This is a genomic window from Nostoc sp. PCC 9305 (assembly GCF_963920915.1).
In the GTDB taxonomy this organism is placed as follows: Bacteria; Cyanobacteriota; Cyanobacteriia; order Cyanobacteriales; family Nostocaceae; genus Nostoc.
In genome coordinates, this window is sequence record NZ_CAWUDN010000076.1 from 24,991 (window position 1) to 38,678 (window position 13,688).

Consider the following 13,688-nt stretch of genomic DNA (forward strand, 5'->3'; position numbering starts at 1 on the left):
AACCAGAGGCTTGAGACCAAAGATTTTAGATTTCAGATTTTCATTTAATCCAAAATCTAAAATCTAAAATTGCCTCGGTAAAACCCGCAATTAACTTGACAATTCAATTGAAAACATTACGATGTCTAAAGTCCGTAAAATACATTGATCATCAGAACTTACAGGCAGTTTTAGTTGGCATCAATTTCATTATCAAGCCTAAAACGCTAAGAATAACGACTTTTATTATTACCCAGCAAAGGTTCCAAGCTGATTTACAGACGTATTTGGCATCCTAATCTGCTGAAGAACCAAAATTTTTATACTACTTTAGATAGATTGTGTTACATGCTTAATTACTGCTAGTTATAAAACAGCAGACGCCTGAGGGCAAGAAATCCTAGCACGTCATTCGTGTAAGTGCGGTCGCCGCCGCAACAATCCAGGTTTTTTCTACACTTATAAGAAAAGAAATTTCTTGTCCCAAGTCCAAGTATAGTTGACGCGTCAAGACTAAAGCATGTAACACAAATCACTTTTGATTCAGGAGAGAAATCTAAATGATTATTAACGACTTGACATACTTAGAGCAAGCTGAATCCGCAGATTCAAATACTGTAGTAGGCGGTGGCGACTACGGCAAAGGCAAAGACAAAGACTGGGGCAAAGGCAAAGACTGGGGCAAAGGCAAAGACAAAGACAAAGACAAAGACAAAGACTGGGAAAAGTGGGGTAAGTGGGGTAAGTGGAGCAAGTGGGTCAAGGTCTATGTCAATGTCAAACACTAGAAATTGAGTGAGTGTTGCGTAACCCAAATGGTTGTGTAACCTTCCAGCGCGCCGGAGCTTACCTTTTCTACCATTTCGGAATCACCGCAACCTCATACTTGCAAACCTGGGTTCTTCCACTTGAGCTTTTGATAGTTTACAAATCTCCTGGCTCTTGAAAGCGATACTTGGCCGCTTTCAAGAATCAGAAGATTTTTTGCAATTGCGTCACCTTGCATCTGCCAAAAAATCAGTATGAAAGACATCGAAATTGAGATCGTTGATAATTTTGAAACGTTTCAAACGATTAGAAACCATTGGGACTTTGTATACAAAACCGATCCTGAAGCTCAATTCTTCTTGTCTTGGACTTGGCTATCTGGTGTACTGAAAAGATTGTGCAGCCATTCCCGTGCCGCGTGGTTTATATTAGCGGCAAAATCAACTGCCCCAACTTCAGAGTATGTGGCATTTTTTCCGCTAGAAATTGGGGTCGCAGAACATCCCGAAGGCTGGCTCCAGAGTCATATCTCGATGATGGGAGTTGCAGATTCAGAGCATCTTGGGTTTATTTGCTTGCCAGAATACGAAGCAGCGGTCACTTCTGCCTTTGCCCAATTCTTTCAGCAACAACAGGAAACTTGGTCTATTTTTGAAGTCGACAATATTCAAACGAGCAAATGTCGAATGAGCCGGTTCCTGGATCAGTTCTCCACAGAAACCTTTGAATTGGCACAACAGGAACGGTTGAGCGATTTCGTAGATCAAATCGACAATAGCATTGTTCCGTACATCGCTTTGCCAGACGACTGGGAAGAGTACCTGCAAACCGTCGTTAGCTCCAACACTCGACAGAAAATTAGACGCCTCTTGAGAAAAGTTGAAAGCTCCAACGAGTTCCACCTGACTCAGGTCAACGCAGAGAATTTAGATGTTCATCTAGAGATCCTCTTAGGATTTTGGCAAACCAATTGGGAAGGCAGAAAAGGCGCGGACTACTGCAAAAAAGCTACAGAGAATATCAGGTTGGTTTTGCGTCATAGCTTTGAACACCAAAGCTTATACTTACCAGTTCTCTGGCAAGGGAAACAACCGTTGGGCGCGATCGCCAACCTAATGGATTACGATCGCAAAACGGCTCTCTTCTTTATTGCAGGTCGTGACGACACCGTGAAAGAGTTTTCTTCTGGTCTGGTTCTTCATGCTTACGGGATTCAACATGCGATCGAAAATAAATTTAAAGTCTATGATTTCCTGATGGGCAACGAGGCATACAAGTTTTCGTTTGGCGCTAAAGCTCGTCAGATCAAAACTATGGCGATCCAGTCCAAGCGATCGCACCAAAATCAAGCGCTAAATTTAAGAACAATTCCGGAAGCGCTCCACCGTTTTATCCATTACCAACAAACCAACCGACTCGATCGAGCAGAGCAAGGCTATCGTCAAATTCTCAACATGCAACCTCAACACCCAGGCGCACTCTATCGGTTAGGAATCTTGATGCATCAGAAAGGAAAGTACTCAATCGCTGAAGAGTTGTTCAGAGATGTCCTTGAACTGCAACCTCAAGATGTGAAAGCCTGGTTTAGTTTAGGCAACTTGTATCAAGCTCAAAATCAATTACCAGAAGCAGAAGCAGCCTATGAGCAAGCTTTAGCACTCCCCTCCGAATCCTCAATGCTTTCATCAGCAATCCATCATAATCTTGGCTATACGTTGCAGCAACAGAATCAATGGGAAGCTGCGATCGCACATTACCAAAAATCCCAAGAACTCCAGCCCAACTCCATCGAAGCAGAAGTAATTTTGGCAAATGCCCGCTACGCTCAGGGAACATTACCCCCAGAAAAGCAGCTGCATTACGCCACCCTTAACTATGAATTGGGTACCAAACGAAAACAGGTAGGTGATTTCAAGGTTGCGATCGAATACTATCGCCAATCGATCACAATGCAGCCCACTCTAGCAGATGCTCACTATCACCTGGGCATCACATTCCAAAAACTAGGAAACTTGGACGATGCGATCGCAAATTACCAAAGCGCCCAAGCCTTGCAACCAGACTATCTTGAAGCCGAAGTGAGTTTAGCGAATGCTCTTTATGCTCAGGGAAAGCTGCCCTTAGAAAAACAAGCGCATTCTGCTGCCCTCAATTATAAGTTAGGCAACCACTGCAAACAGGCAGATGATTTAGAAGCTGCAACAGAATACTATCAGCAATCTCTCGTCTTAAATCCAAACCAACCAGAAGTTCACTATCATCTAGGATTTACCCTAGAAGAACAAGGAGACTTGGACAACGCGATCGCACATTACCAAAGCGCCCAAGCCTTGCGACCCAACTACCTTGAAGCCGAGGTAGGAATCGCAACCGTCCTCTATGCACAAGACAAGCTATCGGCAGCGGATCGAGATCGCTATGCTGCACTCAATTACGATTTGGGCAAGGTTCACCACCAATCAGGAGATATGAAGGCTGCAATCAAATACTATCAGCGAGCGATCGGACTAAAATCAGATTTGACAGAGGTTCGCGATCGTCTACGCCAAGCACTGCAAGAAGAGGATGGTATTAAAATTAAGGTCAGTATTGCGAAACAATAGAAGCCAAGTGCCCGATTGAAAATCGCTGTAAGATGTATAGCACTTTATTGACTTGATTATTAATAAACTCAGGACTCTTTCAAGTCCGTTAATTCTTCAAACCTATACCTGTCAAATTTTTCAGGCTTTATCAACAGTCGAACTCACGTTAAATCATCACAAAGACGCGATAAATCGTCGTCTCTACAAAACGACTGATTATTAGACCTCTTGCAAAAGTCCCTAACACCCCACCCCCAACCCCCTCCCCGCAAGCGGCTATCCATTACCCGGATCTTTCTCAACATTTACGAGAGTATTCACTCACGCTTTTTCTAACCCTGATTCGTTCGTCGTCAATTCTCAATAAAAACCTAATTTTAGCGAGAAGACTAAGAGCCAATCTGTCAAGTATGTTTGACACCTCAGTGTTCAAGATGCCTACAAAACAAGCGTTTCAAGATTGTAAAGAAAGATGTGACTAATGGATAGCCGCAAGCGGGGAGGGGAGACAAAACGTAGCTTTGGCGGGGTGGGGTTCTTTCTTATTTTTGATTTATGCAAGAGGTCTATTGTAGAGATGGCGATTCATCGCGGCAAAACTACACTACGTATATAGTGAAATTAACTAGGTTATCTTGACCAAATCGCAGCAAATCACCGTTGAGTATGCGATACTGCATACCGGGAGTCAGAGGATTGTTGTTTAAATAAATACCATTTGTACTCATATCAACAATCATATAAGAATTTTGCGACCAGTCCCAATCGACTCGCGCATGACGACGAGAGACTATTCCCTCACTGGGAATGCCGGTCAAGTCAATTTCTGGCGGCGCTATTCCTGGACTCTGACTGCGGCGACCAATATAACCTCCTTCCCCAATGAGATGAAATTCTCTGCCAGTGCTATGAATCAGCTTTAAGGCTGGCGCTCTTTGAGGCGGAGGGGTATAAACAGGTGGCGTTGGTTGATAGGAAACTCGTGGCTGATAGACTGTTGAATAATCAGTGGGGGCTTGTTGGGGAGCTTGGTAGTTAGGTTGGTCTGTAGGCGGCCGCTGATACTGAACAGGTGGTTGACTAGGTTGTTGTTGAATAGGTGGAGGTTGACTAGGTGGTTGTGGTGTAGGAGAAACTACATTACCCACAGGGGTGGAACACCAAGGGCAAACCTTAGCATTGTTAGGCAGGGCGCGGTTAAAATATTCGCAACTAGGATTAGGGCACCGATTTGCAGGCATAAGACTTTATATCATCAGGCATAGGTTGTAAAGCTACAAGACCTACTTTACTAAGTAAACACTGACCCTGACGAGTAGTTAGCATCTGGGCAAATGTAGAACCACCAGGCAGGCGGTTGCTGTCTTTAGGGTACACTACAAAAATAGGGTATCCCAAGGCGTAGCTTTGGAAAGTTGTGACATCAACATAATAATCATCATGTTGACACAAATCATCTGAGGGATTAATTGAGCGGCGATCGCGCTTTTGAAACAGAGGTTGAATAGCGGACTTTTTAGTATCTGCGATCGCTAGAGGATAGCCAGTACACTGACTCGAAGTTTTACTAATAATCCCAAAACTGATAATACCAGTAGTTCGCCCATCTAAAGTTTCACTGCGTATTAGATTTTGGGTTTTTGTTGTATCAAGTTTAGTAACTTTCGCTGCAAATAAAGCTTCGTCTTGAGGGGCATTTGGCAGAACTATTTGTTGAAATTTACTGATTGCTTCCGGTTCAGTTGGGGCAAAAGGTTTCACAGGCAGATTTGGAAGTTTGGGATTAATCTGCTGCCAATTAGTAATTTTGCCTGTGTAAATTTGACGCAATTGCTCAAGATTGATTTGCCCCCCAAGAGCATTGGCAAGATTTGAGTCTCTTTTATTAAATGCGACAAAAACAAGTAAACCATCATAGGCTACTGCTTTTTTCGCAAGTTTATCTGTAATGTTGTCTACCAAACTAGTAATTGCAAAATCTTTTTTGTTTGTTTGGACTTCTTCGATACTTTTAATCGGATTATTTATATTTGATGACAGAACAGATTTATAGTCAAATGTTGCTGTTGCATCTGGCTTTGGCCTGGTCAATAAATCTCCTAAACGGCTGTTGTCCACTAATTGCGTTAAAACAAAACTCCACGTACTATCTTTTTCTCCTGTGTAGGTAAATTGTCCAGAAGGAACGTTGGGTACTTCTGAGAAATTCCGCACAAGTCTAGACCATTGGATATATTGATTAGGATTATCTGTTTTCCTACCCCAAAGCCAATACCAAATTCCTCCACCAAGTAGTAATAAAAATAGGATTACTAGCAAAATTAAGGGCATTGGCAAAGGCTTTTTTATTTCTTGAGAAGCTGTAGAACGTGCTGAACTTTTAGCACGATCTTCTTGAGAAAGTTCTAGTAGTGCTTTACGAGCCGCTTCTGCACTCTCAAAAGGAGTTTCCAGCCCAATTAAACGATAAATAAACTGCTTTAAATAGCTATCGTTATCCGGCCATTGCTGATTATCTCTAGGGTCGAGAGGCTGGTTAGATGAAAAATTAGTTGTCCGCCCTACCCATAAATAAAAGGCTAATAATCCTAATGATTCTAAATCTTGCTCAGGTCTGGCGGGAGCAGGTTGAGGAATAATTGGGGGAATAAATAAGTTTTCCCAGATAGCTAAATCACAAAAGTATATAGAAAACTTTTGATTATTCTCTACTTTAATTAAAGTACTGTCTAAATTGATATTGCCGTGAGTGATACCCAGTTGTGTTTGATTGGAGGGAAAACGCAGCTTTTGAGTGTGGAGAAACTGGAGAGTTTGTAAACCTTGATTTAGGACTTCACGCACCTCAAGAGATGTCATTGCTCCCTTTTCTATGAGATATTTACCTAAAGTTTGGGATGATTCGATTCCTTGAGTAATAAGATAGCAGCGTTCTCCTTTTTCATCTGCGATCGCTTCTTTGGTTTCCACCAAACGGAAGTTTTGAATTCGACTATCGGCTAAACTTACCCCACCCACCCGTTTAAAAGTCTCTTTCCGCTTTTGAGTCTCACTTTCATTAAAAGAACGATTGGGGAGCAGGTATTCTTTGATGATTACAGGTTGTTTGTCTTTAAGTTGAACACCTGAGTATAAACGGCCTAAACCTCGCACGCCGACAAAACTAGTTATTTGATAAGTTCCCTGACTTCCTTTAATCTCACCCTCCTGTGGTAAAGTTGCTGGAAAACCACATTCCAAGCAAAACTTAGCACCCTTGATTTGCTGCGCCGTTTGGAAGGGGCGATCGCAACTTAAGGGAGAATTGTACGAGCAGGGGTATTCTCGATAAAAAGATTCAAATGAAGCCATATACAAAAAGTTTCGTGAATTGCGCCGACTACTTAAGTCGCGCTCAAGCATGAACTAATCCTAACTTGAGGGCAGTCACAATCGCTTGAGTCCGGCTAGTAACCTTCAATTTTTCAAAAATACTGGTGAGATGCGCCTTAACAGTAGCAACTGTTACATATAAATGTTTCGCGATTTCTTCATTAGAAGCACCTTGAGTTAACCAGTATAAAACCTCTTGCTCTCTTTCGGTTAAATGCACCTCATGACATGCTTTTACACAAGAATCTGAATAAGCCTGAAAAAACCGGAAAAATCGACTAGCAACTTCTGAAGGTAGATAAATTTCTGACCTAGTTACAGTGTCAATAGCTTCACACAATTGGGTTGCCACACGATTTTTAAATACATAACCTGCGGCTCCTCCCTGCATCGCTCTAAAAATCCAGTCGTCTTCTTGATGAGCCGACAATACTAAAACCTTGCCAGTGTAAGCAGCTTCTTTAAGACGTGCCAGAACTGTAATTCCATCACATCCTTTCAATTGCATATCCAGCAAAATTAAATCTGGACACTTCTGGGTTGTAAACTTTAAAACCTGCTCAACAGAATCTGCATCACCAATAACTTCTACAGGTAAGGCAGAATTAATACTATAAAAATTTAGGAGAGTACGTAATCCTTGACGAAATCTTTCTTCGTCATCTACGAGTAAAACTGAAAGTTTATTATTATCATTAGCCATATCTTTAATTACGAATTACGTTAGCGTAGCGGTAGCGAGTCCGCGAGCGTCATTACGAATTACGAATTATAAATTAATTCACGCTCCTTGAACGAGGCAAAATCATCGAAAATTGTGCCCCACTTTCTGATAAGACTTGTGCCCAGATACTTCCTTGATGATCTAAAATAATTTTTTTAGCAATAGTCAAACCCAGTCCTGTACCTCCTTTCCGTCGGGAATAAAATGGGGTAAATATTTTTTGTAAGTCTTCTTGAGACAATCCTGGCCCTCGATCGGAGATTTTAATTAAAACTTCATCTTGGAAAATTTGCCAGCTACAGGTAATAGTTCCTGAATTAGGGCTGAAATGAGCAGCATTACTGAGGATATTATCAAAAACTTGTTTCATTTGTAATCTATCTATCTTCAGTATTGTCGATGTATCGGGAATCAATATTTTAAGTTTTTTCTGATTAATTAAAGGTTGCAAATTTGCAATACTTTCAACTACTAAACTTCTTAAATCTTGAAGTGTTACCCTTAATTTTGCACTTTGACCGCAATCAATCAGTTCGTTTAAATTAGTATCTAAATCTTGGATACTTTCGCCGATGATTGTTGCTTGCTCTTGCCAAGGGCTATCCTCTAAACCTAAGCAGAGATTATGTGCATACAATCCTATAAGTCCTAGAGAGTTACGCAATTGATGACCGACTCGATGCAAGATATCTTCTAGGAGTTTAATTTCAGTTTTTTGTCTGCCATAATCTAAGGAAATATCTACATATTTACTCAGCAACATAGCAGAGCGTTTTACATATAATTGTAAACTCGACGAGAGAGGCTCATGAGTAATGATTTGAATATATTCAATTTTTTGATTTCTATAGGATATGGGGCAAATATAAGAAATACATGAAAAGCCCTTAAGCTTAAATTCCTGTAAAGTCAAAGCAGGCGGAAAATCTGTCAGCCATGCTTCCGAACGCAAATAAGCTAAAGTTTTTGGGGAAAAAGGAACTTGGTCTTGACTATAACTTATCACCTCTTGATTAGCTCTCAATAATGAATCATGATAGACAATTCGAGCGAAAAAAATCGGATACTGACTAGTTAACTGCTCAGACTCAAGCTGACAAAAGCTTTGGATGTCTGAGGAACTCAAATAATTAGAGCCATTGTCTAGTTTTTGTACAGAAAAGCCTAGTGTCATAGCTTCACTCGCTTTTTGCAACTAAATGTTTTTACCCTTCTGCTGACCAGTATAAAATTATGCAGTCTCGGTAATGTTTATTTTTTTGTTAAGTTATCTTTTGGGATAATTCATACAAATAATTATTAAGGTTTGTATTCACATGTATATCAAGCTAACTTTGCTGTGTAAACAAGTTTGTAGTAAAGACTTTAATCTTGATGTTAAGCACTGAAATACTTACTCCGTACCCAAGCTTTCGTTAGCTTAATGGACTACTTGGGTCGGCTTTTCAGCCATTAGTGTCAAGTTAAGATGAAATCACTAGGGTCAACTAGTATAGCTAGGGACTGGGGACTGGATGAAAAGTCTTTTTGTGTTTAGGTTTTATCCTCCTCAAATTAAAATTGAACAAAAATAATAATCGGCTGCCTGAATTCAATAAACGGCTGCCCGAATTCAATAAACGGCTGCCCGAATTCAATAAACGACTGCCCGAATTCAATAAACGACACCCCGAATTCGATAAACGGCTGCCCGAATTCAATAAACGACACCCCGAATTCGATAAACGGCTGCCCGAATTCGATAAACGACACCCCGAATTCAATGAATATACCTTTGACATTTGGGCTTCTGCCTTAAGACACCAATGCTTTTCAGCCCACCCCACAAGAAAAAAATGTAGTGCGTCTAATTAAGAACTGCTCCAGCTTAATCTACAAACTGAAGTTGCTGCTTTACGGATTCTTGACCCAATACCCGATTTAAAAAATATCGACAAAAGTCTAATTAACTTTAGAAGCCCGATACATATACTGTAGAGGCATCTGGATTAGCTACCAGCAGAACATCTTCATGCTTATCTTCGTTCTTCAAACTTTAGCCGAAATTCTCGCTGGAGGAACCTCACTTACCAGTACAGAGCAAATTGACTTTAGCCATCCTGGTAATCGGAGGGAAGAGGGAGCAGGCCCGACTCTCAATTTATACATTTTTGATATACGTGAGAGTAAGCAGGTACAACATTCTGGCAGGCAAGTAGAACGCAAGCTAACACGCGCTCTACAACCTGCCACTGTAAATTGGGCACCCGCTTGGTTTGATGTTTCGCTGCTATTAACAGCCTGGGATAGAACAGCTTTAGGGGAGCATCACTTTATTAGTGAGGCATTGACTGTGCTGTTGCGCCATCGCACCTTGGAAGAGGAGTTTTTGGTTCCTGAATTACGCGGCTATGGTAATTTGAACATGACAGTTGCCTTAGAGCCGCCAATTGAAATTGGCTCTTTATGGAGCGCTCTCAGTGTGCCATTGCGTTCAGCCTTATATTTGACAGTCACAATACCCTTCGAGCCACAACCGACTCCAGTGCCTTTGGTTTGGGAGCGAATTTTCAATTTGCGAAATCAATTGTCTCGCGATAGTGACAGTTTAGTATTAACCAGACGAGTTGCGATCGCGGGTGTTGTCAAAAGTGCGGTGACAAATTTGCCGTTGGTAGCGACAGAAGTGGCTGTGAGAGGAACTGACAAGTCCATATCAACTACTAAAGAAGGGCTGTTCTTTTTTGAAGACCTTCATTTAGGTAATTATGTTTTGACTCTGAATCATCCTGGCTATTTACCCCAAAACGTCAATGCATTGGTAGATAACCAAAGTAATACTTTCAAAGAAATATTTCTAACTCCTGAATAATTAGATTTTTACTGACTTGGAGAAACTTTCATGGCTAGACTTGATTACTTTGCTCCTGGTGTCTACATCGAAGAAATTGACCGGGGTAGCCGACCAATTGAAGGTGTTAGCACAGCAGTTGCCGGATTTGTAGGCTTTACAGAAGACGTTCGCGGTGGGGCTGAATTATACAAGCCCATGCTAGTAACCACTTGGACGCAATTTTTAAACTACTTTGCCCGTCCCAACTCTGACGGCTTCACCGACTTCAACGCCTATTTACCCTTTTCAGTCTACGGCTACTTTATGAATGGTGGCGGTCGTTGCTGGGTAACAAGCATTGGGACTCAGTTACCAAACGCACCCAGACCCGCAAATCCAGAACCAGCTACCCTCAGAATTAACTCTAGAGGTAATCGTCCAGCCCTCCGCTTTACTTTGCGTGCTGAACAAGCAGCAGGTGGATTAGTAAATATTGTAATTATTGATGGTTCGCCCCGCGCCCTACCCGAAGGTACTGAAGGAGAAGCGCCTCCAAATACAGGTGAATATTTTACCATCCAAATTCGTCGGGGAGATGAGCTTCTAGAGGAATACGAGAACTTGACAATGAACCGCGAACCTGCTGGTCAAACGGCGACTTATGCGCTGGCGGCATTGAGAAATTCCATGTATGTCACTGTAGAAGACATAACTCAAAGCGGACAACCTTTAGCTCGTCGTCCCGTGAATGGTCAATATGAACTAGCACCGCCCATTGTCGCTGCCCCACCCGATAGATTTTCACAAAATTTAGAAGGGGTTAGAGACGATCGCACCGGGGTACGCGGTATCTTTGAAGTTGATGAAATCACAATGCTGGCTTGTCCTGATGTGATGCGGGCTTATCAAGAACAGGTGCTGAATTTAGATCAAGTTCACGGCATCATCGAACTGATGATTAGTATGTGCGAGGGTTCTGCCAGTGGCGATATTCCCAACCCGCCCAACCGGATGGTTGTACTTGATTCGCCACCAGAAGCCGTCAAACCGCAACAAGTAGTGGAGTGGTTGAATAGATTTAACCGTCGTTCGATGTTTGCGGCCCTTTATTATCCTTGGATTAAAGTACCCAATCCACGCGATCGCGGTAATCCAATTTTAGTACCTCCTTGCGGTCATGTGATGGGTGTTTGGGCCCGCACCGACGAAACCAGAGGAGTTTACAAAGCCCCCGCAAATGAAGTTCCCAGAGGCGTAATTGGTTTGGGCTATGAAACAAACTTCCGCGAACAAGAACTATTAAATCCCCTGGGGATAAATTGTATTCGCAGCTTCCCCAACCGAGGTATTCGCATTTGGGGCGCACGCACTTTAGTTGAGCCAGATAAAACAGAGTGGCGTTACATCAGTGTGCGTCGGTTAATTAGCTATATCGAAAAATCCCTAGAATTAGGTACTCAGTGGGTAGTTTTTGAACCGAACGACCAAGATTTATGGGCACGTGTCACCCGTACTGTGAGCAACTTCTTAGAGCGTATCTGGCGTGAAGGTGCTTTATTTGGCGCATCTCCAGCCCAAGCATTCTATGTCAAGTGCGACGAAGAATTGAACCCACCAGAAACCAGAATTTTAGGACGTTTATACATCGAAGTCGGCGTTTGCCCCGTCAGACCGGCTGAATTTGTTGTTTTCCGCATCAGCCAATGGAATGGCATTGAAGATAGCGAATAGGGCATTGGAATTAGGGGACAGATGACAGGTGACAGGTGACAGGGAATAATCTGTACCCTGTAACCTGTAACCTATTCCCCTCTTCACTCCTAATTCCCCATCCCCCATTCCCAAATTAATTACACACAAAGGAGTCTAAAAGTATGGCAGGCGAATTTTTAACCTCTTGTAAGTTTTACTTCGAGGCTGACGGAATTACTGATAAATTCATCAAAGAAATTAGCGGACTAGGCGTTGAAAATACACCAGCGCAAGAAGTTCACGGTTCATCTAAAGGCGCTAAACTAATGCGTCAAGCTACACCAACTGTTGTTAAATTTACCAACATTACAGTAAAAGTCATCGCCACTGATGATATAGACCTTTATAAATGGTATCAAGATTGTAACGAAGACATGGGAGACCCTCGGAAGTGGGCACAGAATCGTAAAACTGGTTCGGTGGTTGCTTACGACCAACAAGGCTCTGAAAAAGCACGTTGGAACATTGTCAATTGCTATCCCTGTAAATACACCGGGCCTACCTTAACAGCCTCCGGTGGTGATATGGCAAATGAAACAGTTGAATTGGTTCACGAAGGAATTAAACGAATCAAATAATCGTAATTAGGTAAAGCCTGCGGCATAGCTTTGCTTAGAGCGTAGCAGTAGCGAGTCCGCAAGCGTCATTACGAATTACGAATTACGAATTACGAATTATTTAACAGTGGTACAATCCGCAAGCCGAATTCCAGAAGTTCTGACAGCCCATCGGTTCTATTTAGAACTGACACTAGAAGGTCAAAACGATGCCAATTGTTTCTTTTTGGAGTGTCAAGGCTTTAAAAGAACACAAGAGGTTATTGAAATTACTGAAGTCACTTCTCAAACTTGGGGTACAAAAGGGCAATCAAAAGGTCAGGTGGTGAGAACTAAGCTTCCTAGCAATCCCAAGAGTGGTAATCTCATTCTGCGTAGAGGTACTACCAACTCTATGGATTTTTGGAAGTGGTTTGAAAAAGTCGAAAAGGGTAATTGGTCACAGCAACGTAGACTTGTTGCTTTGTCTATTTATAATCAGGCAAATCAAGAAGTAGCTAGATTTGAGTTAGCCGGTGCTTGGCCTGCAAGTTACAAGATTGCCGATGTCAACGCCCGCAGCCATGACATCGAAATTGAGGAGGTGGAGGTTGCTTTTGAGGAATTTAAACGCGTGAAATAATTAGGAGAATTATGTTTCCCACAGAGTTTGAATTTACACTGCCAAAGGGGTATCTAGACTCTGAAGGCAACCTCCATCGCAAAGGTGTAATGCGGTTATCAACGGCGATAGACGAGATTGCACCCTTGCGTGACCCACGTGTTAAAGCGAATCCCGTTTATGCCACAATTATTATCTTGTCGCGAGTGATTACCCACTTAGGTGCTTTATCAGAAGTGACACCTGCAATAGTGGAAAACTTTTTTTCCCAAGATTTAAATTATCTGCAAGATTTTTACCGTCGAATCAATGGCTTGGAAGGCGAAACTTCCATGCCAGAAGATACAGTAAATTCTCCCGAAGCACTTCTTCATAATTGAGTCGAGCATTGGGCATTGGAAATGAGAAGTAGGGAGTAGGAGAGCAGAGAGCAGAAAGTAAAAACTCATTAATGGAGTTCAAAGCCTCATTAATGGAGTTCAGAGGCTCATTAATGGAGTTCAAAGACTCATTAATGGAGTTCAAAGACTCATTAATG

The 13,688-nt window shown here is 42.1% G+C and carries 12 protein-coding genes; 7 read left to right on the plus strand and 5 right to left on the minus strand.

Features of this window, described 5'->3' with window-relative positions; genetic code table 11:
- Positions 1–539 precede the first annotated feature (539 nt).
- Positions 540–767, plus strand: a complete 228-nt coding sequence (locus ACM0OX_RS24450; RefSeq protein ID WP_414517544.1) for a hypothetical protein — start codon at positions 540–542, stop codon at positions 765–767.
- A gap of 234 nt (positions 768–1,001) precedes the next feature.
- Positions 1,002–3,350: a GNAT family N-acetyltransferase gene (locus ACM0OX_RS24455; RefSeq protein ID WP_414517545.1), complete on the plus strand. Its 2,349-nt coding sequence runs from the start codon at positions 1,002–1,004 to the stop codon at positions 3,348–3,350.
- A 581-nt stretch (positions 3,351–3,931) separates the two neighbouring features.
- Here the strand turns inward: ACM0OX_RS24455 and ACM0OX_RS24460 are convergent.
- The 5 genes from ACM0OX_RS24460 to ACM0OX_RS24480 form a co-directional block, all read right to left on the minus strand.
- Positions 3,932–4,573: an FHA domain-containing protein gene (locus ACM0OX_RS24460; RefSeq protein ID WP_414517546.1), complete on the minus strand. Its 642-nt coding sequence runs from the start codon at positions 4,571–4,573 to the stop codon at positions 3,932–3,934.
- Positions 4,551–6,734 carry a substrate-binding domain-containing protein gene (locus tag ACM0OX_RS24465; RefSeq protein ID WP_414517547.1) on the minus strand — a complete coding sequence of 728 codons (2,184 nt, stop codon included), beginning with the start codon at positions 6,732–6,734 and terminating at the stop codon, positions 4,551–4,553. Before ACM0OX_RS24465 ends, ACM0OX_RS24460 begins: the two co-directional genes overlap by 23 nt.
- Entirely contained in the window at positions 6,727–7,407 is a 681-nt protein-coding gene (locus ACM0OX_RS24470) for a response regulator transcription factor (protein WP_334839003.1), read from the minus strand. The genes ACM0OX_RS24465 and ACM0OX_RS24470 overlap by 8 nt, the downstream gene beginning before the upstream one ends.
- Positions 7,408–7,480: 73 nt before the next feature.
- Positions 7,481–8,602: a sensor histidine kinase gene (locus ACM0OX_RS24475; protein ID WP_414517548.1), complete on the minus strand. Its 1,122-nt coding sequence runs from the start codon at positions 8,600–8,602 to the stop codon at positions 7,481–7,483.
- Between the two features lie 380 nt (positions 8,603–8,982).
- The gene (locus ACM0OX_RS24480; protein ID WP_414517549.1) at positions 8,983–9,180 is read right to left on the minus strand and encodes a hypothetical protein; all 198 of its coding nucleotides are present in this window, start codon (positions 9,178–9,180) and stop codon (positions 8,983–8,985) included.
- Between the two features lie 259 nt (positions 9,181–9,439).
- Here ACM0OX_RS24480 and ACM0OX_RS24485 point away from each other — a divergent pair, with 259 nt between their 5' ends.
- The 5 genes from ACM0OX_RS24485 (at position 9,440) to ACM0OX_RS24505 (ending at position 13,530) form a co-directional block, all read left to right on the plus strand.
- On the plus strand, positions 9,440–10,279 hold the full coding sequence (locus ACM0OX_RS24485) for a Pvc16 family protein (RefSeq protein WP_414517550.1): 840 nt from the start codon (positions 9,440–9,442) through the stop codon (positions 10,277–10,279).
- 30 nt (positions 10,280–10,309) lie between these two features.
- Positions 10,310–11,971 carry a phage tail sheath family protein gene (locus ACM0OX_RS24490; protein ID WP_414517551.1) on the plus strand — a complete coding sequence of 554 codons (1,662 nt, stop codon included), beginning with the start codon at positions 10,310–10,312 and terminating at the stop codon, positions 11,969–11,971.
- 143 nt (positions 11,972–12,114) lie between these two features.
- Positions 12,115–12,570 carry a phage tail protein gene (locus ACM0OX_RS24495; protein ID WP_094331970.1) on the plus strand — a complete coding sequence of 152 codons (456 nt, stop codon included), beginning with the start codon at positions 12,115–12,117 and terminating at the stop codon, positions 12,568–12,570.
- A 106-nt stretch (positions 12,571–12,676) separates the two neighbouring features.
- Positions 12,677–13,171, plus strand: coding sequence for a phage tail protein (locus ACM0OX_RS24500; protein ID WP_322686407.1), 495 nt, complete (start codon positions 12,677–12,679; stop codon positions 13,169–13,171).
- A gap of 11 nt (positions 13,172–13,182) precedes the next feature.
- Positions 13,183–13,530, plus strand: coding sequence for a hypothetical protein (locus tag ACM0OX_RS24505; RefSeq protein WP_414517552.1), 348 nt, complete (start codon positions 13,183–13,185; stop codon positions 13,528–13,530).
- The last annotated feature ends 158 nt before the right edge of the window (positions 13,531–13,688 follow it).